The sequence below is a fragment of the Dyadobacter sp. CY347 genome (assembly GCF_021502655.1).
Lineage (GTDB): Bacteria > Bacteroidota > Bacteroidia > Cytophagales > Spirosomataceae > Dyadobacter.
In genome coordinates this window covers 32,587-53,236 of sequence record NZ_JAKFFT010000015.1, presented here as the reverse complement: position 1 = coordinate 53,236, position 20,650 = coordinate 32,587, and the positions used below count along the sequence as shown (strand labels likewise).

The window sequence follows — 20,650 nt, the reverse complement described above, 5'->3', positions numbered from 1 at the left end:
GTATAAATATATAAAAACTTGTTTAAATAATTTCACTCTTCTCAATTTAGCACTTCAGAACTTCGAACAATTTCCATGAAGTTACTTAAAGATAGATTTTATAGAAATGTTTGGCTTTTAGATTAATATAATGAATACGAAAGAAAGCGGCTTTTTATCCGAAAATATCTGGTTAAAAGATATCAAACTTGTCAAAGAACGACATTCATTAGCTATTTATCGACAGTTGGCAGATTCAATTCTAGATAGCATTGCGGATGCAACAATACAAAAAAATGATATTTTACCCTCCATCAATCAGTTAAGTGCATATTTAGACGTATCAAGAAATACAATTGAGAAGGCTTACCATATCCTTAAAAAGAGTGGATATGTTGAGTCAAGACGAGGTAAGGCATACTATATACATAGTACGGATCCCGCGTTAAACCAAGCATTGTTGGGCTCAACAGATGATCTGAGCAGTCTGTTTGTTAGTATTTATAACTTGCCCGAAGATAAACTTATTGCGGTCGAAAGATTCATAGTTAAACTTTCAATCGAACGAAAAATCAATAGCAAAAAAGTATCAATAGGGGTATAGTATGAGTACGCTGCAAGAGGCAAATTTATATTAATTAACCATTAAGATACAACTATGTGATAGTATGATCAAATTATTAGCTTAAGCTCTAAGAAACCACCCATTAGAAATGTTCACCCATGATAGCCAACGATGAAATCACTTGTTACATACACGAAACTGAGCCTAGGAGTTAAAATAAAGTTTCTACTCAAAACTCGAAATGCAATTCAAACTCTACTTTTCATATTTTTTGGAATAAGTATAGTTGGTTTCCAATCAAACATGCTAGTCCAAAAAAAAGAAGAAGGTTGGGAAGTATATGGTGGCAACAAGGCTGGTAATCGGTATTCAGCATTATCCCAGATAAATACATCTAATGTAGGTCAACTGAGGGTGGCTTGGCAATATGATGCTGCCAAGAGGATCGAGGGAGCTAAGTCTACCAGCCAGCAAATGGAGATCCAGTGTCAGCCGATTGTTGTAAACGGAATTTTGTATGGAACGACACCATCCCTAAATCTTTTTGCAGTCCAAGCTGATACCGGAGAAGAAATATGGAAGTTTGACCCTTTTAAAGACAGTGCACCACGATTTCATGCTAGTCGGGGAGTAACGTATTGGGAAAGCGGGAATGATAAACGCATTTTTTATACTGCTGGAAATCATCTTTACGCAATTAATGCTCTAGATGGCAAACCGGTTAAAAGTTTTGGAACAGATGGCAAGGCTGACCTTCGTAGTGGTGTGACAGGATGGTCGGGTCGAGAAAGCAGCGATATTTCCGTAGATGCAACAAGTCCTGGTGTTGTCTACAAAGATATAATCGTGATTGGCTCGCGCGTTTCGGAATATGGGGATGCGGCTCCTGGCTATATTCGTGCCTTCAATGTGCGCACCGGAAAATTAAAATGGGTATTTCATACCATTCCGCAACCGGGTGAAAAAGGGTATGAAACCTGGCCAAAAAATGCCTGGAAACGTATTGGTGGTGCTAATAATTGGGCAGGTATGGTGCTGGATGAGAAAAGGGGGTCAGTTTATTTCGGAACAGGATCACCTTCGGTAGACTTTTATGGTGCAGCACGCCAAGGCAAGAATTTATATGCCAATTGCGTAATTTCACTTAATATAGAAACGGGTAAGCTGAACTGGTTTTACCAAACGGTCCATCATGACCTTTGGGACCGGGACATTGCCTGTCAGCCAAATTTAGTGACGGTTAAGCATCGAAACAAAAATATTGATGCAGTAGCCCAAGCGACCAAAGACGGATTAATTTTCCTGCTAGATAGAGACACAGGAAAACCGCTTTTTCCAGTAGAAGAGCGACCGGCAATAACCGGGTATACATTGCCAGGGGAACATCCATGGCCAACTCAACCATACCCTACAAAGCCAATACCTTTTGCGCGGCAGGCTTTTACCGAAAACGACATTACCAATATTACACCCGAAGCAACTGCTTTTGTAAAGGAGAAATTTGCTCAAACTCGCTCAGGAAATAAATATCAGACTCCTAGCAAGGAAGGGACACTCTATCTTGGTATAGGCGGCGGAGCAGAGTGGGGAGGAAATGCAGCCGATCCGGATGGTATCCTTTACCAAAATTCAAATGAAATGGCATGGGATTTGAAAATGCTTGATCAAATTGATCAAAAAAGTGATTCTGATGGGAAAAGGGTTTACATGCATAATTGCGCCGCCTGCCACAAGGCCGATCGAATGGGGAGTGGACAGGAATATCCAAGTCTTGTACAAGTAAGTAAAAAATTTGCCATAGAGGATATTAATACCATTATTAAAAATGGACGGGGAAGAATGCCTGCTTTCCAGTACCTCCCTGAGAAAGAACGTCAGCAACTTATTAAATTTCTTCTTGATGATGAATCATCCCAACCGACTGTAATTAGAGAAGCCCACAGCGCGACAGCAGCACCGACTACTGCCGTGAAAAATGGCTTTCCTTACATGGCTCCTTACATTAACAATGGCTGGACAAAGTTTTTAGACCCGAATGGATACCCAGCGGTCAAACCGCCTTGGGGAACACTTAATGCAATTGATCTCAATACAGGTGAATATCTGTGGCGAGTACCATTAGGGGAATTTACGGAACTAACTAAAAAAGGAATTCCCGTTACGGGAACAGAAAACTACGGGGGGCCGATTGTTACAGCTGGCGGATTGATATTTATTGCAGCCACTATGGATGAACGAATCCGGGCGTTTGACAAAAATACTGGAAAGATTGTCTGGGAATATCAGCTTCCTGCTGGGGGGTTTGCTACACCAGTGACCTACATGGTCAATGGAAAACAATATGTAGTGATAGCAGCTGGGGGAGTCAGAAACGGACTTAAGCCTGGTGGCTCTTATATTGCATTCGCACTTCCGTAGTACAACAATCCTATTGGAGCGCTAATGGGTTTTATGTCATTGCTTGAACAAAGAGAGACAGCAAGTCCCAAAAAAATAATTCTTTTACATGAAGCAGTTATATGCTTTTGGATAGTCAAAAGAAATAGATTAATTACTTTTCTCATCCAAGATTTAATTGGTGACATTAAATCTAAATTTTTAAACGACATGAAAAATAGTATACTAAATCGCAGAGACTTCATAAAAGCCGCAGCAACGGTATCGTCGTTTATGATCGTTCCCAGGCATGTCTTGGGAAAAGGCTACCTAGCTCCAAGTGATAAAATTGCATTAGGATTTATAGGCTGCGGCAGACAAAGTGATAGTTTGTTTAATGATTTCATGAATACAATGGAAACTCAGATTGTCGCTGCTTCTGACGTACATACTCAGAAAAGAGACGCTTTTGTTACAAATGCAAATAGATGGTACGCTGAAAACGTGGCCAAAAGGAATTATAAATGCGCTGTGGGCATTGAAGACTTTCGCGAGCTGCTTTCCCGTAAGGATATTGATGCGGTGATTATTGCAGCGCCGGATCACTGGCATGCTTCTATGGCAGTTCGTGCAGCCGAGGCGGGAAAAGACATTTATTGTGAGAAACCGCTTTCATTGACAGTAAAAGAAGGACGAGCCATGGTTAATGCAACCCGCAAACATAATCGTGTTTTCCAGACTGGAAGTATGCAACGTTCTGATAAAGAATTCTCTCATGCTGTTCAGTTAGTCAGAAGCGGTGCAATTGGAATCATCAAGCAAGTTTTTGTTAATGTGGGCGGCCCTCCGAAAGTTTGGGATTTAAAGGAAGAAAAGAAACCCGAAGGCTTAAATTGGGATCTTTGGATGGGCCCGAATGCGATAACCAGACCCTATAATAATGAGCTTGCGCCGCCAATAAACGCATCTTTTTGGCCCAAATGGCGAAATTATATTGATTTTGGTGGCGGCGGCATGACTGACTGGGGTGCGCATATGTTCGACATTGCGCAGTGGGGTTTAGGGATGGACGACAGTGGTCCTGTAGAACTCCTCTATTCCGAGCCGACAAATGGGCTAGTTTATAAATATACCAACGGCGTGGAAGTGATTCACAGGCAAATGGCAGGAATTCAGCATTGCCATTTTGTGGGTTCAAATGGTGAAGTATTTGTAGCAAGAGGCGAATTGCGGACAACTCCGGAAACACTCAAAGGCAAAGTGATAAAAAAAGAGGATTATAAAGTCTATGTAAGCGGTAACCACTACAAAGACTTTTTGAATGCAATCCGAACTAGAAAACAACCGATTTGTGATGTGGAAGTTGGGCATAGGACAGCTTCGGTTTGCAATCTCGGGAATATAGCTTATAGATTACAGCGTTCATTAAAATGGGACCCAAAAAGGGAAGAATTTAAAACTGATATGGAAGCAAACCAACTTTTAGGCCGGGACATGAAAAATGAGTGGAAAGTTTAAATATAGGCAATCAACTTGATGTCTATTAGATCAAATTGATTACAGGCAAGAGGTGCTGACATACTTAGAGCGTGTTTGGCCACTGCAATGATGGTACGGTCTACATCCTTTTCAATTCCCAATCACGCTCTTAAAAAACTGGTTGGATTTCTGGTCAACTGCAATCAAGCTAGAAGCGATATGAAACAGATTAGAAGTTGAACACCACAACTGACTATACCAGAGATTCATAGCATGATTATTCTGACAGTTTTACAATTTTTCATAAATCATCTAGCCTTAGTTAAAATAGGGGTGATCGGACAGATCTATTACTGAAACTTCCAGTAGCGTAGGAAGCCCAGGGCTAGACTTTACAATTTAAAGGCTGCTAACCAGCAATAATGCAGGGCAAATCGAAGCTGATTCCGCTAAATCGCGTGGAAATATTGCAGCAGAAAACGAAACGCATCTGGGAATGAGAATGAGTTTAGAATACGAGGGCTGGAAGAAATGAAAGAAGAAAAGACGAAAAATATTCGTGCGAAACCGAAAAAAACAAACTTTTAAGGCACTGTCAAACAAAACGAAGTAGGTTATTTCAATTAGAAGGTTGCCATAATACTAGAAAAAGAACAGCTATACGTATCTATTTAACATAAGAAAAGTTATATAACAATCCATATGTTACTGTTTTTAGTGTACACTTGCAAACTTCAAAAACATTGGTGGCAATTGTAAAAAAAGGGAATAACATAATCACATATTAAATCGATGCAAGACATTCTATTTAACTTTATATCCAATTATATTTCTCTGACAGAAGATGAAAGGAAAGCTATCGTTTCGTTAGACATATTTCGTTCTGTCAAGAAAGGGACGACCTTACTTAAAGAAGGGCAAAAATCACAAGATTGCTATTTTGTTTTGAAAGGATGTATACGGAAATATTACATGGTAGATGATGAAGAAAAAACTACTGCCTTTTTCACAGAAATGGAAGAATTAACACCGCATTGTGTGAAAAATAATGATCCGTCTGAATATTTCGTAAGTTGTGTAGAAGATACTATACTAACGGTTGCAAACCCTGACATGGAAGTTGAAATATTTACTAAATTTCCAAAATTTCAAATAATGTGCAGAATATTGTTGGAAGAGCTGTTAGCCAAACAACAAATTGATTTTGATGAGTTTAAAACTTCCTCACCTGAACAAAGATACCTAAACTTACTGCAAAAAAGACCGGACCTCATCCAGCGTGTGCCGCAACACCAATTAGCGAGCTATCTAGGTATCAAACCTCAATCTCTAAGCCGACTAAGAGCAAGAATCTCGAAAAAAAGCGAAAGGTAACTTCATTTCTTAACCTAAGTGAACGCTTTTAAATCCTTAGCTAATCTACTTTTGCAGTCTTGGAAACGTAAAGAAGATAGAAATGCAAAAGAAACTTTTAGTCATTGTCTTTGTCTTGGTGATGGTAAGTAACCACCAAATCAAAGCACAGTACGGTAAAACAGACAGCACTTATAAACGGTGGTTTGTTGGCAGCACTATATTTTTATTAGGTAATTTGGCTTCTACAAACCCTCCCAATTTCGCTCAACTTAATTTTGGCTATCGGATTACAGGAAAAAATGTAATTACGCTAGAAGTAAAAACTTGGAAATATGCCTGGCCGAATGGTATTCATCCATTAAACAAAGCATACGGAAAGCAGGATGAAAAATTTCCAGGATATATTCGTGAGTATGGCTTATCAGTGGCTTATCAACGATTTTTTTGGAAGGGTTTATATGTCGAACTTAATGTAATGCCTACTTTGCAAAACTTTGTGAACAAGGGCAAAAAAATTGACAATGGTTTTCAGATTTTTAATACCTACCGCGTTGGTTATCACATAAAACTTTTTAAGGATAGATTTTTTATTCAACCATCAGTTGCAATTACTCACCGTGCTTATCACACAAAAATGCCTGACGGATTTAAACAGTTAGACGATAAATGGTCTAAATTTATCTTTGGAGAACCTGGACTTCATTTTGGGTATAATCTATAAAACTACAATGATTAGATTAAAGCAGGTATTTGTACCAAATACTTGCTTTCCTTGGAAGTTTCTAAATCAATACCCGAAGACAGTGGGATTTTTATCAACTAACATGTAGTATTCCCGACAATCAAAATCATCGTTTATGCCTATATTGATAAAGACACAAACGAAAAAAAATTTACAGTTTTGAGTCTTCGGCTAGCTGTAAAGGGGGAAGAAAGTCTGGGAGAAGGATTGCAAACTTATGGGAAGGGTCAGGCTGTAAGCTTCGCCCAACCCCGATTGAAAAGTTTACACAGTTAATGTGATAGTCCCTTGATTATAGTGAAAGTTGTATATTCAATTGTATTAACCGGAAGATCTTTCAAATCAGGTCTGTCGCATCCAAATATCTATTATACCTTCGTTAAAATCCTGGGGCTTGGACTGTTAGGACAACTATTAGTAATTGCGGTCTATGCCCTGGTGCGTTGGCTATGTAACACTAGCTGCTGGTAGTAACTCGATAGAAATCGTCGAATTTACGGACACCTTGCACCCTAGGGATTGTGCCAGTCGTATATATTCATTGATGTGGAGTCGTGCCTTTACTAACTCTTGGATCCTGAATTCGCTTTTGGCTTCAACTATGCCAAATCTTTCCTGTATACTAAAATTCCTTAATTGATGATATTGGATCTTCTTGGTGATCAGGCTTAACAATAGATCACGTGCATCCTCACATTCGAAGGTGCCTGAAATTAAAGGTACGTCCATATTTTCCATATTTGCCTAATCAGTTTTGGTATATATCACCGAAAATCTCTGGTAGTACGCTTTATTGTAAATTATCCTATATTCACATGCGATATCATCGCCACGCTGCCGGGAATGCTTCCTATAAAAAATTTTAGTTCCGATAAGTCTTCTTGTAACTTTTTAATCTTTTTCTCTCGACTCTTAATATCTTCTTCATTCATTTGATTGCTGATTTTCTGCTCATGGTACTTTATTTTGACTTGAACCAGTTGTGAAACTAGCTCGATAGCATCACTTGCTGGAAATTCACCTTTGATCAGTTGCATTGTCATGATTGATTTGGTTATAATGAATTTGATTGTATGTTCTCCTATGTTTTACAGACTTGATCTATTGCCCTTGACCCAGGGAGAACCCTGGTTTCCCATCGAACGTATATAGATTCTCGGTCTTAATAGAATCGATGTTCTCATTTATGCATCTAGATAGCAGCACGGCTATAAAAGTTTTGCTTATAGCGGCCCCTGGTTCTGCTTGGAACCGGCATCTCCAATGATCTGTGCAAAACGTTTCCTTAAATCCGTTTGGCCATACTTTGATGCCCCGATTTGTAATCATCTTAAGTTCAATGCCCTCCCCTTCAATTTTGCGGACTATACCTGCAAGCTCGTCCGGGTTTGATCCGCCCCAATGGACAAACAGATCCACACCAATCAGTTCTTTTGTTAGCTGCGGTTTGCGCTGATATCGCGGCAGAATAAGTGCTGCGTTTTGCGCATACGTGACAGGCCTCAGTCGAAAGGGATTTTCTCCCAGGTTTAGAATGACTGCCTCTGCAAATTCTTTGGTACCTACTTTTACCTTGCTGGTGTCTTTTTTGAAAATGTCATAGGTGTGTATGCCGTCTTCAATTGTTTTCAGCCACGCGTTCTGCACCTTCTCGGCAACATCTGTCTGGCCTATGTGATTGAGCATCATTACCGCTCCCTGCAATAAACCTGACGGATTTGCCATGTTTCGACCAGCCCTTCGTGGCGCTGAACCATGGATTGCCTCAAACATTGCGCACTCTTCTCCGATATTTGCTGACCCGGCCAGGCCGACTGACCCTGCTATCTGTGCCGCTACGTCGCTGAGCACATCTCCATACAGGTTAGGCATGACCAGTACGTCGAAAGCTTCTGGCGTGTCAGCCAGTTTAGCTGCTCCAATGTCAATAATCCAATGTTCGTTTTCAATGTCAGGGTACTGTGCTGCAATCTCATCAAACACGCGGTGGAATAATCCATCGGTCTGTTTCATAATATTGTCTTTGGTAAAGCAGGTAACTTTTTTCCTTCCTTGCTGCCGGGCGTATTCAAAAGCATAGCGGACGATTTTTTCACATCCTGGCCGGCTTATAAGTTTGAGGCATTGCACTACTTCGTCTGTTTGCTGATGCTCGATGCCAGCGTAAAGGTCTTCTTCATTTTCCCGTATGATGACAAGGTCCATGCCGGGATGCTTTGTACTTACAAAAGGATGAAGGCTAATGCAAGGCCTTACATTAGAATAAAGCCCCAAAAATTTTCGTGTAGTGACATTAAGGCTTTTATACCCCCCTCCTTGTGGTGTTGTGATGGGGGCTTTCAAAAAAATTTTGTTACGTCGGATAGTCTCCCAAGCTTCCGGTGCTATCCCGGCAGCATTTCCGGCCAAGTAAACGGTCTCTCCAACCGTAATTTCTTCAATGTTAATTTTGGCACCGGCTGCTAAAATTATTTTCAAGGTCGCATCCATAATTTCTGGGCCGATCCCATCGCCTTTCGCTACTGTAATAGTTGTCATCCTGGTTAGTTTGATTACAGCCGCAAAGCTATTTTGATCAATTCATAAATTTTTATTTATATTTACAATAGTTGACATAAAATATTTTTATGAATTATACTTTAAACCAACTTCGGATATTCGTAGCTGTTGTAAAAGCGCAGAGTGTCACCAAAGCATCCGAAGAGCTTCACTTGTCACAGCCAGCAGTATCTATTCAGCTCAGAAACTTTGAAGCACAATTCGACATCCCTCTTACTGAGGTAATCGGCAGGAAGATCTACATCACCGATTTTGGACGCGAGATTGCTACGGCAGCCGAAAACATTATCGAACAAGTATATGCCATCAATTATAAGACGATGGCTTACAAAGGACAATTGGCAGGTAAATTAAAAATTTCGGTAGTGTCTACCGGAAAATACGTAATGCCGTTCTTCCTTTCAGAATTCCTAAGTCAGCATGCAGGGATCGAGCTCATAATGGACGTGACGAATAAAAATATGGTTTTAGAAAGTCTTGAAAACAATGAGGTTGACTTTGCCCTTGTCTCGATACTGCCAACTACTATTAATATTGACTGGCTAGATCTTCTGCCAAATAGGCTCTTTCTGGTCGGCAAGGCTACTCAGAAAGTCAAGGATAAAGATGGCTTAGATGGGCAGTTTCAAACCCTGCCTTTAATTTTCCGAGAAAAAGGTTCTGGGACACGGCTGGCCATGGAGCGTTTCATTTCCGCACAAAATGTTTCCGTTGTCAAAAAAATGGAACTTACTTCTAACGAAGCAGTTAAGCAAGCTATCCTGGCAGGGCTAGGCTATTCAATTATGCCTTTGATAGGTATAAGGAATGAGCTAAGTAGCCATCAACTCGAAATTATAGATGTGCCGGGACTGCCAATAGAGACGACATGGAGCATGGTCTGGCTTAAAGAAAAAAAACAGTCACAAGCTTCTCTATCTTTTTTAGAGTTTGTAAAAAAACAAAAGTCTACAATCATTAAGCAGCATTTTAGTTGGTGTGAGCCATATCAAAATTAAACCAATGTAGGTATGAAAGGCCTTTTATAGCAAAAACACCACGTTCACCTTTGCTGCCGGGTGAAATGATGTCACGGCACCATCCGAGCGTAGTCAAGAAATTAACAGGGAAGTGAAGGCTAAGCGGGTTTTGATCATTGATCACAGAAACGATGTAATCAACCATATTGAAGGAAATGTAGATAGTGTATCTATCCTTAGAATTCTCCTAATGAGACATAAGACCGAAGACGCCAGCCTTCGAGCAACGAGCAAAAAGGACTGGAATAGATTATTGTTGAAACAGAATAAAGAAATAATAAAGCACCAAAGAAAAATATTTGAACTTCGTTCCGACACTATCTCATAAACTGTGTTTTGTTAAAAATACAAAAATCGGGATTATAAACCCCGATTTTCATTTACACAGATTTTGAGATAGTGTCTCTGAATCTTTAGTGCAAAACAATTCTGAAAGTCACAGTAGCCGCAGGCCGACTTTACAAGATTTATTGTACAGTTAAAGGTTCATGACTAAGGTTATATTGAACTTTATAGGTGTCCATCAGCGCTAAACCTATATCTGTCGTTTCCGTCCAAATTTAATTTTGACCACGGTTTTTCTGAAATATAAAAGGCGTATTGTGCTACTTAATCATATCAACATCTACTTCGGAATATTTTTTATAGTATTTTTGGAATATTATATTTTATCTTTTCGTAAAATCGTTAGCTTTGTTCAAACGAACTTATACGAAAATGAGAAAAATCTTAACCTATGCAGAAGCTCATGAAATTGTTTCGCCGATGTATGATGTTTTGGCTGATTGCATTCAAAGTAGTTTCGCTGAACACTTATCAATGTGTGATTTAGCTAATCAATTTGGTAGGCCTGTGTCCTATGAAAATCGAACAAAGGCAAATATCATACACGATCACTTAAAGTCGCATGTTGCTGAAAAGTTTACTAATAGCAAGATTTTCGAAGTTGATAAATGGAACAATATATTCGGCGTGAAGGTAAAAGACGACGTATTCATTCGGTTTAATAAAATCAATGAGAGCCGCAAAATCAGCTGTCGTAAGACAAACCAGTATATTAATTATATGAGACAAGGAGAAATACAGGGATTTCCGGCTAGTCCAACTTTGCTCTTTGCAGGATATTTGCCTGATGAAAATTGGACCTCCATAAGAGGTATTTATTTGCTATGCCCTGACAATGAAGACACCCTTCACTGGTCATATGAACTAGACCGTCGAAATAGCAGTGAGCAATTATCAGTATTTGAAAGAAACGAAGGACGCAAAAGGAAGGTCAAGCTTAAACTCACGGACGAAGAAATTTATCAAACACTCAACATCAAGAAATCTGGAACGAATGATTCAGTATGAAATTCAATGAAAAAACATTAACCCTTGCCCGGGAATCACGCGGGTATACTCAAAAGCAACTTTCTGAAAAATCAGGGGTTGCCCAGGGTACTATTTCAAAAATTGAACTGGGCCAGCTTTCGGCTCCTGAGTACTTAATAGAATTGTTCGGTAAGGCCCTAAACTACCCTATTGATTTTTTCACTCAGGATCCTTACTTCTATGTTAGAGGCCACTATCGGTCTAAACAGTCCATATCAGACAAGGCGTCTAAAATGTATTTGGCTAAAATGACAATTGTCGAACGCATTTTTACGACGTTACAGACGGCAGTCGAACTTCCTGAACCTAATGTACCAAGCTGGGATATTGATGTAGATGGTGGAAACCCAGCTATGGCCGCTTTATTTGTAAGGGATAAATGGAAAATACCTAAAGGTCGGATCAACAACCTCACTGAGCTGCTAGAAGACAATGGTATTTTAGTGATGCTATTAGATCTTGGTGAAAAAGACGGTTTTAGTACTTACTCAGACATTAAATATCCGGTCATATTTCTTAACAACAGAAGGACATCAGACCGATTGAGATTTACTTTGGCCCACGAGCTGGGACATTTAGTTTTGCACTGGGGCAAAAAAGACCATGGCCGTGATGAAGAACAGGAAGCACATGAATTTGCGAGCGAACTACTAATGCCCAGTCAAGATATAAGACCTTATTTGAACAAACTCAATTCTAGTACGTTGACTGATCTAAAACGGTATTGGAAAACGTCAATGGCCTCTATTGCTCGAAAGGCCAAAGATCTGGGCACAATAACCCAGGATCAATATTATTATATGATGAAAGGCTTCTCTGCAAATGGCTATCGCAGTTTCGGTGAGCCAGAACTTTTTGAACCTGAAAAGCCAACAATTTTAAGTGATATCGTCGAGCTATATCTCACCGATCTCAACTATACGAAACAAGAGTTGGCTAGTCTTCTGCACCTTTCAATGGATGACTTGGAAGAGTTATTATTCAATAAGCCCCGACTTTTTCAAGTTTCAAGAAATTAAGCCCCAGAAAGGGGCTTAATTAATATGGAAAATAATCTTCATAAGCCCACCAATAAACTTTGAAATCAATTAATACTTCTTCCCGGTTGTCATTTATAACGTAAAAACCAGGCTTGAACTCTCCATCATCAAAACTATTATAAGTTGCTAACGCCTGCTTTTCGCCATCCTGCTTACTTGATAACACTGTCAATAATTTACTATCTTCTGGCAAAGCATCATGAACCGTATTCCAGATAACTGGTTTAATTACTCGCCTGTCTTCTGATATCTCGTCAACCTCAAATTTGGACAGCGACTTTATCTTGGTAAAATATTCATCCCAGTAGGCTGGACTGGATTGTGGATTGGTCTTGTCCTCATAAAGAAAAAATCGCCATACTTCGCCGCTTTCATCCAAATGAATATGCTCACGATTCTTGATCAGCTTTGTTATTTGAAGGGATGTTAATCCCTTATATTTTGTGTGAACGGGAAGTTTATTAAAATCAACTAGAGAAGAAGACTCATTATAGCCGAGTGGTTTATACTCTCTATTAAAAACAGACCAATAACCTTCTTCGTTTTTCTGAATCCCGTAAGGGAGGTTAATCCTAAAAAAATCAGTAAGCGCCATATAAAAAATAGTGGTTTGCAATGATAAGTGCTCTAATGTAAGGTTTCGAGATATGAAGACCAAGCATTTATACAATCGTTTCTAACTCCTTATTAATCCTGGCATAGGTTGTGTTGATATCAGCCTCTATCCTTATTTTCTGTAACTGCATGCTCATACTTTGCTCTCTGTATATATCCTGAAATTCCGAAACATTCCCTTGAATAGATAGTAATATCAGGTTAGCATGCCCGCCAGGTGCAGCATCTTTTCCATTTGTTCAGCACACATATTCGAACAGTTTAGCAAAATATAAACCGCGTTTTAAAAGCCCATCCTAGGGTTGCGCTTCTGTTTGTGTTCTGGCTCCGGTTTGACTTGCTGCGATTGCTCCTTTTTAACTTCCAGGTTCTTGTCCAGCCTGGCCTGTAACTGTTTAGCGGTAAAGCCAACGTCCTGCCCTTTGATCGGAACGCCCTGATAGCTGTAACTGGAATATTTCAGCCTCCCCTCCTCGATCTTGTATTTGCACTCAATCCCTTTTTCTTTCAGCCGCCGCTCCATGTCTTCTGGAGTGTCAGATTCTTCTTTCAAAGCAGCCTTGATTGCCATGTTAACGACCTTTTGCGCTCCCTCCTGGTTGACCGCCACATGACGCAGTTTCCCTTCTTCAAGTTTTTCTAATTTAGAAAACCCAAGCTCCTGCGTGATCTCTTTGCAGATCCGGACATTGCGCGCATAGTTGTGCGAAGTTTCCAACGCCTTGCTTCCGTCCGTCGGCACGCGGTTAATGTAAACATGGATATGCTGGTGCGGCTTGTCGTGGTGCTCGTAAACGGCAATCTGGTGGTCCTTGAGGTCGGCCCCCATTTTTTGACAGTACCGGTTGGCCGTCTCGATCATCTGCTCTCGTGTGGGTTTCTCTTCCGGCTTCCAGCTGATAGAAGAATGCCATACCGGTGTCTTGCACCGGCTGTAAGATGCCTCCTGCTGCATCTCGGCGGCAATGCCCTCCGGGTCACGCGAAACCACGTTATGCGTGACCAGCAGGTCGGCTTTGCCCATGATCTCCTTTCCTTCAACGGTATAGCCAGCGCCATAATGGATCGCGCCGGAAAAGCTCGATCCGATCGATGTTTTGGCGATCATGCTTTTAGTATTTTTTTAAGTTGCTCCAAAACTTCAAGCAAAGGCTTTTCATAAAAAAAACCTTTGTTAGCATACGCGGCCAGCTGGTTCAAATTGGTACCAATGCCTTGCAGGTTCCGCTTTTCTTCCTTCTCAAACCGAGCTTGCACCTGGTGACCGGTGCTCAGCCGGCGCAGGTATTCAGATACGCTCAGGCCGGCAAGGATCGCGTTGGCCTTGATCTGTGCATGCTCCTGTTCGGTGACACGGACCGGGATCATTTTACCCTTGTTTTCTCGCTTGGCTGCACCGGCCTTGCGGGCTTCGTAATGTGGATTCTTCTCATTGTCTTCCATAGCCTAAAATATAAAAAGGTGTCTGTGACACCGGGGTTTGGGGCAGAGCCCCGGCAAGTCAAGGGAGGCACGACCGGTGTGTTTGAAGATGCAAATTTAGAGCGAAGTGAAGAATTTGTATATACAAACACATGGCTTGCTTTACTCTCCTAACGTCCTGCACCCATCCAAAGAAATCGCTTCTTTTACATTTTTGCTACTTTTTAGCCAGCTTTCTTTTATATACAATTGTTTGGATATATATTAGTGTTTTAATAGATATATATTGGAGGTATGAACAAAAAATACGTGATCCAGGCTTTTGAACTTAACCTCAAAGGGCGCTTTGATGTCCTGTACGGGTATTATGGGGATTCACTTTTTGCAATACCTGCACAGATTATGAGCACCCGGATAAAAGATGAACTTGGGATCAATGTTTCAGAGCAATCTATCTATACCCTCAAAAAAAGACTTAAGAAAATTCCAGCTGCAAGTATTGATCCGCTCGTAACTCCTCCCGAGCCAACCCTGCATCTGACTAAAAAACTACCTTCCCAATCTTCCGATCTGGATCCTGGTACTCAGATAGAAAACGAATTAAAAGAATTTGAGAGAAAAAAGATGTCAAGTATTGACCTGGGAGAAAATTTTTAAAAAATAATTGCATTTTATTTATATCAACAACTATTGACATGAAGCAGATTAACCTTATTCTACAATCAAAAGGTGGTGTTGGAAAATCACTTTTTATATGGTTTGTAGCACAAATTGAGAAAGGCAGAAAAACCAATTTTATTGACCTGGACGAAAGTACACAAACCTCTGCGGCCCGGCTTGGAACGGTTGTTGGAAACGAAAGGGTAAGGCCTGTCAGAATACTCAATGAGTATAACAAGATGGAAAGAGATCAAATAGTCGGGCTCCTGGAATCACTGGCAGGCGGAAAGTCAGATCAGTATTTTGTTGACTTTGGGGCACCCGAATCGGCTGAATTTCTCCGGCTTTTGACCGGCGATATAACGGGCGTTGAACTCTATAACGAAATGTTAGAATTGAGGGCTGAACTAAGGTTTTTTGTCATTGTGGCAGGGCGGGATGCGCTGCCTTCCTGTGTTAACTATTACAACGATATTTCAAAGGCACTTGACAGCATCCCTGTGACCATGGTTGTAAACATGGGCACTTTTAACGGGACCGAAAGCGCTGAAAAGGCGATTGCTTCCCTGACCGAGTTAGGATACGCTCCTATCAAACGGTTTGGCGACTTGGGTAGTGGCGCTGCAGTCAAAGAGATCATTGACCTGATCAGCCATCCCGATCCCGATCCTGCCACAATGGGCTTGCTGTCCAGGATGGTCTACAAAAAGAAACAAAAAGAAATTGAAGAAATCATTGCCTGATGGAAAAATCAACACACGTTAAAGAAGAACGCAAGCGCCTGGCAAACAAGTTTAATATCTCTGAATCAGATATTGACCTTGAAATCGTGCCGCTTATGCTTACCGTTGAACAGTCAGTTGCTAAAATTGATCAGGCAACTGCAAAAATTAATGATTCAGTTAAGCCGATCGTTACAAATCACCACTATAACCATGGTACATCTGCATGGACAGTTTTTGCAGCTGCGGCAGGTAAAAACATTGCTGCTCTGGTGGCGGTCATCCTGGTTGCACTACTTTCATGGTATGGTATACATAAATTTCTTACAGATCCCGAGCTAATCGAGCAAGCAGAGCTAAAAGATCAACAAGCAAGTTATGTCTTGCAACATTTCATTCACGATGATCAGGGCAACTTTTACCTCGATAAAAAGCATTATCAGGTCTTGCCCAACAAAGGGATCAAGCTAATCCTGGATTAGATGCGAAACTTTGGCTATGAATATGATATAGATTAGAACTGTCTATTCAGGCCACCATGGCACGGCCAAAAGTGAGATAGGTGCAAAAGAGTTAAATCTCATTAAGGTGACACCAAAAATAAAGAGCTGATCTTATTCTTTACTGTATTTTGTAAATTAATTTCATTAGACCATTAATCTGTCACACCATTGTCATTGAGGATAATTGCTAAATGTCCAATAGCAGGTGTACAATCAATTAATACTTATTTGTTGTGATAGATACTGATACCAAACGTTTGTCCCGGTTAATTGCTCTATTGGCTCTGCTTCAGTCTAAACGCTTGTTCAAAGCATCCGAACTGGCGACCCGTTTTGGCGTGAGCGTGCGAACAATATACCGAGACATGAAGTCGCTGGACGCGGCCGGTATACCACTGCTGACCGAGGAAGGAAAAGGCTACCGACTATTAGACAGTTACCGCCTGCCGCCTGTCATGTTAAGTGAACAAGAGGCCAACGCAATTATTACAGCCCAACATCTAATCTCAGTGAATAAGGACAGCTCGTTGTTAGATACTTACGGCCTGGCTGTTCAAAAAATCAAAGCTGTTTTGGGCCGCACCACTCGTGATAGGGCAAATGTGCTGAATGATCGTTTAAAGATTTATACTAAAACGAAGCCAGTCAGCACGAGCAACCACCTCCCTATCTTACAGAGTGCTTTGACAAACTATCAGCTGATCAATATTGACTACAAGTCGGCTCAAAACGAAGTAACTTCAAGGCAAGTAGAACCTTTCGCACTGCTTCTGAGTACAGAAGCCGATTGGCTCCTAGTCGGTTGGTGTCTATTACGGCAAAGCTTCCGTATTTTTCGGCTTGATCGAATCTCATCTCTTCACGTGCTGAACCTTTACTTTAAGCCTCATTCCATTACACTAAAGCAATATTTCGATACACTTGAAAAATAAATAAAAAGACCCCTGACATACCTTTGTCACACGAGCAGGCTACGTTTGGCCATCATAACAATCATTTATTCTACCAAACGATAAGAGTATGTATATCATTCTTGGAGCAACAGGCCATGTAGGCTCGGCAGTGGCTCAATCACTGCTTGAGCAAAACGAATCAGTAACTGTGCTAACTCATGATCCGAAAAAGTCGAGCGAATGGGAGCTAAAAGGGGCAACCGTATCGGTTGTTGATGTACGCGACATAGAAGCGTTACGCAACGTATTTAAAAAAGGAAAGCGGCTTTTTGTCCTAAATCCGCCAGCTCCCCCATCGACTGACACAGCTTTGGAGGAACGTAAGAATGCTGCTTCTATTCTGGAGGCATTGCAGGGTTCGGGGATAGAGAAGGTAGTAGTTCAATCTACCTATGGCGCTCAGCCAGGAGATAAGATTGGCGATCTGGGAGTACTTTATGAACTAGAAGTAGGTCTGGCTAAAACGGGGATTCCAACCAGCATAATACGAGCGGCTTACTACATGAGCAATTGGGACATATCGTTGCCCACAGCTCAAAAAGAAGGAGAAGTGCATACGTTCTTTCCACCCGATCTTAAACTGCCAATGGCTGCCACAGGCGACTTGGGTCGGATGGCAGCCAAGCTACTCATGGAGCCTATCGGAGAAACAGGTCTGTATTATGTGGAAGGACCCCAACGTTACTCATCGGAGGACGTAGCTGCTGCTTTTGAATCTGCTTTGGGCAGACCGGTGAAAGCTGTACAGACGCCTCACGAACAATGGACTACTGCTCTAAAAGCTGCTGGTTTTTCATCCGAAGGAGCCGATTCGATGGCGGCCATGACGGCTATTACGATAGAAATGATTGAAGGAAAGTCGGAGTTACCCACCGCACCTGAGCGAGGTGCCACCTCATTAGAGAGCTACATCAGCGCAATAGTGGCAGAGAGCAGCAAAAATTAATGTGCTAATCTTATCTGACCTAGTAATATGGAACCATGACTGTATTTTTATCAAGATTAATCAAGAAATCAGATTGGTCCTCGGTTCCAGAAAAAGTCGTTTACATAAAAGTAGTTACCCGATGCTTCTTTGGAAAGTGCCACGCCTGATCGCTTTTTCAGCGGGAATAGGTTGCATTAATGCAATTTTCGCCTAACGAAATTCAGTTGGATAGGCTTTTTTGATGCGCTGATTCCCTGGCCATATATTGATCTATTATCATTCCTACTCACTTTGCAACTTTTTGATCATTTCAAGCCAAACAAGGTTCGGTTCAACCTAATTGTATGCGTTTATCTTTAAAAATCAAACAGGGAGGAAAAAGGAGCTTAGTTCGGCTACTTTTTTAAGTTTGACCTGTATCTATTGAGAACGGTATATTCATTTGATCTGGCGATATAATTTCTGCTAACCCATAATTTATCATGAAAATATTTGTAACAGGTGCAACTGGATTCGTCGGCAGGGCTGTCGTTGAAGAGTTACTTAGTGAGGGCCACCAGGTGGTAGGTATGGTAAGAGACCTGGCCAAGGCAGCGCCATTGACCAAAAAAGGAATGAAAACGGTGGTTGGTGAAATGACCTCTCCTAAAACCTACTTGTCAGCCATACCCTCAGTTGATGTGGTTATACAGACAGCGCAATTAGCAACTAAGGGGCGCTTTACTAATTCAAGCAAGGAGATGGTTAACCAGGCAGATGAGTTAATGACGCTGGCTCTTGCAAATGCTTGCATTCAGCACGATAAAATACTCGTCTACACCAGTGGATGCTTCAATTATGGAGATCATGGTTCTAAATGGATAAATGAACAGACACCTTCAAACCCGTCTCCCTTGGGAGAGGGCCATGCTCATGTAGTGTCTCAGTTGATGGAGTTGTACAAGAGACAGGGGTTAAAACTTATTGTACTTAGTCCTGGTTTCGTTTACGGGCCGGGTGGTTTGTTTAAAGCGTCGTTCTACGATACGTTGAAAAAAGGCCAGCTTCGGGTTTTCGGGAAGGGGAAGAATTACTGGAGTCCCATTCAAGTGACTGATTTAGCCAAGGCTTTCAGTTTGGCCCTAACTTACGGACGCTATGGCGAAGTTTACAACATTGTAGACGATACACCCATCAGTTTGCGTCAACTGATCGACCATATTACAATGACCCTAGAAGTAAAACAGGTGGGGACAATTCCCCCTTGGCTGATTGGCTTGATGATTGGAGGTCCGCTGGTTAAATCGCTTACAAGTTCCTTCCGCGTAAACAACCAGAAAGCAAAAGAAGAATTGAACTGGAAGCCTCAGTATAAATCCTTTGAAGAAGGAATAAAGGGTGTTATGAGAGATCTCAACAAGAGTTCCGATTGACTCAGATTTTATGTTTGGGTAAATTAGGAAATTGTGTTCGCCAAACCGGTTGACTAGTGAACTTTTGACTGGTATAGTTTGACTATATGCAGATCAATGGGTTAGATTAAAAGATTGTACATAAAGTACCGTCTCCCCTATTAGGAAGATTAAATGTTACTTTTTATAAAAATTAACTTTTGTCAAAAAAATCTTATAGGTCTATCTACAGCACTTTAATGGCAGAATCTTGATGCCATCTTCAAAGATGGCATCAAGATTTGAATACAGCTGATATAAGCCTGGCAATTTAGCTACGCGAAACCTGCGGTACTTTTGGTTCTAACTTTTAATTTAACCCTACATTCTAGTTTTATACATCATACCGTAAACCTGGTTGTTAATTGTCTTTTATATCTTACCCTCAAAGACAATGATATTCAACAGAAGTTCTCAGTGGACCTACCAATCCATCTAAAATTAAAATTGGAAAAAGCAACCACGAAAAGAAAAAAGGAGTTGGCTTTAATTGAGATACAGCAAAACGGGTTTACCAAAATTAAACTTGCTGGAGGCAGGCTAAACCCTATTGCCAATTTTACAGGATCGGGTAGTCAGGTTTCTGCGCACTGGCGACGTGGACATTGGAGAAATCAAAAAATTGGTCAGCATCACCAACAGATAAAATTGATTTGGATTATGCCAACCATCGTTGGCAAAGACAACGGAATACCACAACAAGAGCATTTGTATATAAGCAAATAATGAATATTAACATCGGCTCATTCCATTAATGTATCACCAATACGGACCAAAAAAGCAGTTATCTCCTTGCCTGGTTTCCACGGTTTTTGAATGCATCCGGGCCGGAGCAGGAAATTCATCCTGTCCGCTTTGGTTATTACATGAACCGATCTATATAAATGCCTTATTTTTAGATATATCTTTCAAATTAGCCGATCCGGGA

Annotated in this window: 20 protein-coding genes; 15 read left to right on the top strand and 5 right to left on the bottom strand. The window is 40.9% G+C overall.

The genetic code is table 11. The features are described 5' to 3' along the window. The first annotated feature begins 130 nt into the window (after positions 1-130). From L0659_RS25890 to L0659_RS25870, 5 genes are all read left to right on the top strand, one after another. A complete protein-coding gene (locus tag L0659_RS25890; RefSeq protein WP_235129519.1) occupies positions 131-583 on the top strand; it encodes a GntR family transcriptional regulator in 453 nt (150 codons plus the stop codon). Between the two features lie 132 nt (positions 584-715). Beyond that, complete coding sequence (locus L0659_RS25885; protein WP_235129518.1) at positions 716-2,962, top strand: PQQ-binding-like beta-propeller repeat protein; 2,247 nt, start codon at positions 716-718, stop codon at positions 2,960-2,962. Between the two features lie 189 nt (positions 2,963-3,151). Further along, complete coding sequence (locus tag L0659_RS25880) at positions 3,152-4,438, top strand: Gfo/Idh/MocA family protein (protein ID WP_235129524.1); 1,287 nt, start codon at positions 3,152-3,154, stop codon at positions 4,436-4,438. Between the two features lie 753 nt (positions 4,439-5,191). Further along, positions 5,192-5,773: a Crp/Fnr family transcriptional regulator gene (locus L0659_RS25875; protein WP_235129517.1), complete on the top strand. Its 582-nt coding sequence runs from the start codon at positions 5,192-5,194 to the stop codon at positions 5,771-5,773. A gap of 82 nt (positions 5,774-5,855) precedes the next feature. Continuing rightward, on the top strand, positions 5,856-6,476 hold the full coding sequence (locus L0659_RS25870) for a hypothetical protein (protein WP_235129516.1): 621 nt from the start codon (positions 5,856-5,858) through the stop codon (positions 6,474-6,476). An 821-nt stretch (positions 6,477-7,297) separates the two neighbouring features. On the opposite strand, the gene L0659_RS25865 is transcribed toward L0659_RS25870, so the two are convergent. Further along, a complete protein-coding gene (locus L0659_RS25865) occupies positions 7,298-7,534 on the bottom strand; it encodes a hypothetical protein (protein ID WP_235129515.1) in 237 nt (78 codons plus the stop codon). 64 nt (positions 7,535-7,598) lie between these two features. Further along, positions 7,599-9,035: an NADP-dependent isocitrate dehydrogenase gene (locus tag L0659_RS25860; protein ID WP_235129514.1), complete on the bottom strand. Its 1,437-nt coding sequence runs from the start codon at positions 9,033-9,035 to the stop codon at positions 7,599-7,601. Between the two features lie 89 nt (positions 9,036-9,124). Between L0659_RS25860 and L0659_RS25855 the strand changes: the two genes are divergently transcribed. The 3 genes from L0659_RS25855 to L0659_RS25845 all read left to right on the top strand — a co-directional run bounded on the left by L0659_RS25855 (position 9,125) and on the right by L0659_RS25845 (position 12,468). Beyond that, positions 9,125-10,054, top strand: coding sequence for a LysR family transcriptional regulator (locus L0659_RS25855; RefSeq protein WP_235129513.1), 930 nt, complete (start codon positions 9,125-9,127; stop codon positions 10,052-10,054). Between the two features lie 738 nt (positions 10,055-10,792). Next, positions 10,793-11,428 carry a hypothetical protein gene (locus L0659_RS25850; protein ID WP_138368477.1) on the top strand — a complete coding sequence of 212 codons (636 nt, stop codon included), beginning with the start codon at positions 10,793-10,795 and terminating at the stop codon, positions 11,426-11,428. Further along, on the top strand, positions 11,425-12,468 hold the full coding sequence (locus L0659_RS25845; RefSeq protein ID WP_235129512.1) for an ImmA/IrrE family metallo-endopeptidase: 1,044 nt from the start codon (positions 11,425-11,427) through the stop codon (positions 12,466-12,468). The genes L0659_RS25850 and L0659_RS25845 overlap by 4 nt, the downstream gene beginning before the upstream one ends. A 19-nt stretch (positions 12,469-12,487) precedes the next feature. On the opposite strand, the gene L0659_RS25840 is transcribed toward L0659_RS25845, so the two are convergent. From L0659_RS25840 to L0659_RS25830, 3 genes are all read right to left on the bottom strand, one after another. Continuing rightward, entirely contained in the window at positions 12,488-13,084 is a 597-nt protein-coding gene (locus tag L0659_RS25840; RefSeq protein WP_235129511.1) for a hypothetical protein, read from the bottom strand. Positions 13,085-13,387: 303 nt separating this feature from the next. Next, positions 13,388-14,212, bottom strand: coding sequence for a relaxase/mobilization nuclease domain-containing protein (locus tag L0659_RS25835; protein WP_235129510.1), 825 nt, complete (start codon positions 14,210-14,212; stop codon positions 13,388-13,390). Further along, entirely contained in the window at positions 14,209-14,547 is a 339-nt protein-coding gene (locus L0659_RS25830; RefSeq protein ID WP_235129509.1) for a plasmid mobilization protein, read from the bottom strand. The genes L0659_RS25835 and L0659_RS25830 overlap by 4 nt, the downstream gene beginning before the upstream one ends. 273 nt (positions 14,548-14,820) lie before the next feature. On the opposite strand from L0659_RS25830, the gene L0659_RS25825 reads away from it, so the two are divergent. The 7 genes from L0659_RS25825 to L0659_RS25795 all read left to right on the top strand — a co-directional run bounded on the left by L0659_RS25825 (position 14,821) and on the right by L0659_RS25795 (position 20,448). Continuing rightward, positions 14,821-15,183: a hypothetical protein gene (locus L0659_RS25825; RefSeq protein WP_235129508.1), complete on the top strand. Its 363-nt coding sequence runs from the start codon at positions 14,821-14,823 to the stop codon at positions 15,181-15,183. A 38-nt stretch (positions 15,184-15,221) separates the two neighbouring features. Continuing rightward, entirely contained in the window at positions 15,222-15,929 is a 708-nt protein-coding gene (locus L0659_RS25820; RefSeq protein ID WP_235129507.1) for a hypothetical protein, read from the top strand. Continuing rightward, positions 15,929-16,390, top strand: coding sequence for a hypothetical protein (locus L0659_RS25815; RefSeq protein ID WP_235129506.1), 462 nt, complete (start codon positions 15,929-15,931; stop codon positions 16,388-16,390). The genes L0659_RS25820 and L0659_RS25815 overlap by 1 nt, the downstream gene beginning before the upstream one ends. 254 nt (positions 16,391-16,644) lie before the next feature. Beyond that, a complete protein-coding gene (locus L0659_RS25810) occupies positions 16,645-17,343 on the top strand; it encodes a YafY family protein (protein ID WP_235129505.1) in 699 nt (232 codons plus the stop codon). Between the two features lie 88 nt (positions 17,344-17,431). Then, on the top strand, positions 17,432-18,310 hold the full coding sequence (locus L0659_RS25805) for an NmrA family NAD(P)-binding protein (protein WP_235129504.1): 879 nt from the start codon (positions 17,432-17,434) through the stop codon (positions 18,308-18,310). A 464-nt stretch (positions 18,311-18,774) separates the two neighbouring features. Beyond that, positions 18,775-19,704 (top strand): NAD(P)-dependent oxidoreductase, encoded by a 930-nt coding sequence (locus L0659_RS25800; protein WP_235129503.1) that lies wholly within the window; start codon positions 18,775-18,777, stop codon positions 19,702-19,704. A 465-nt stretch (positions 19,705-20,169) separates the two neighbouring features. Beyond that, the gene (locus L0659_RS25795; protein WP_235129502.1) at positions 20,170-20,448 is read left to right on the top strand and encodes a hypothetical protein; all 279 of its coding nucleotides are present in this window, start codon (positions 20,170-20,172) and stop codon (positions 20,446-20,448) included. Positions 20,449-20,650: the final 202 nt, after the last annotated feature.

Bases quoted from the DNA above. Each gene is read 5' to 3' on its own strand.
- L0659_RS25890 (WP_235129519.1), top strand. From the start codon at position 131: ATGAATACGAAAGAAAGCGGCTTTTTATCCGAAAATATCTGGTTAAAA.
- L0659_RS25885 (WP_235129518.1), top strand. From the start codon at position 716: ATGAAATCACTTGTTACATACACGAAACTGAGCCTAGGAGTTAAAATA.
- L0659_RS25880 (WP_235129524.1), top strand. From the start codon at position 3,152: ATGAAAAATAGTATACTAAATCGCAGAGACTTCATAAAAGCCGCAGCA.
- L0659_RS25875 (WP_235129517.1), top strand. From the start codon at position 5,192: ATGCAAGACATTCTATTTAACTTTATATCCAATTATATTTCTCTGACA.
- L0659_RS25870 (WP_235129516.1), top strand. From the start codon at position 5,856: ATGCAAAAGAAACTTTTAGTCATTGTCTTTGTCTTGGTGATGGTAAGT.
- L0659_RS25865 (WP_235129515.1), bottom strand. From the start codon at position 7,534: ATGCAACTGATCAAAGGTGAATTTCCAGCAAGTGATGCTATCGAGCTA.
- L0659_RS25860 (WP_235129514.1), bottom strand. From the start codon at position 9,035: ATGACAACTATTACAGTAGCGAAAGGCGATGGGATCGGCCCAGAAATT.
- L0659_RS25855 (WP_235129513.1), top strand. From the start codon at position 9,125: ATGAATTATACTTTAAACCAACTTCGGATATTCGTAGCTGTTGTAAAA.
- L0659_RS25850 (WP_138368477.1), top strand. From the start codon at position 10,793: ATGAGAAAAATCTTAACCTATGCAGAAGCTCATGAAATTGTTTCGCCG.
- L0659_RS25845 (WP_235129512.1), top strand. From the start codon at position 11,425: ATGAAATTCAATGAAAAAACATTAACCCTTGCCCGGGAATCACGCGGG.
- L0659_RS25840 (WP_235129511.1), bottom strand. From the start codon at position 13,084: ATGGCGCTTACTGATTTTTTTAGGATTAACCTCCCTTACGGGATTCAG.
- L0659_RS25835 (WP_235129510.1), bottom strand. From the start codon at position 14,212: ATGATCGCCAAAACATCGATCGGATCGAGCTTTTCCGGCGCGATCCAT.
- L0659_RS25830 (WP_235129509.1), bottom strand. From the start codon at position 14,547: ATGGAAGACAATGAGAAGAATCCACATTACGAAGCCCGCAAGGCCGGT.
- L0659_RS25825 (WP_235129508.1), top strand. From the start codon at position 14,821: ATGAACAAAAAATACGTGATCCAGGCTTTTGAACTTAACCTCAAAGGG.
- L0659_RS25820 (WP_235129507.1), top strand. From the start codon at position 15,222: ATGAAGCAGATTAACCTTATTCTACAATCAAAAGGTGGTGTTGGAAAA.
- L0659_RS25815 (WP_235129506.1), top strand. From the start codon at position 15,929: ATGGAAAAATCAACACACGTTAAAGAAGAACGCAAGCGCCTGGCAAAC.
- L0659_RS25805 (WP_235129504.1), top strand. From the start codon at position 17,432: ATGTATATCATTCTTGGAGCAACAGGCCATGTAGGCTCGGCAGTGGCT.
- L0659_RS25800 (WP_235129503.1), top strand. From the start codon at position 18,775: ATGAAAATATTTGTAACAGGTGCAACTGGATTCGTCGGCAGGGCTGTC.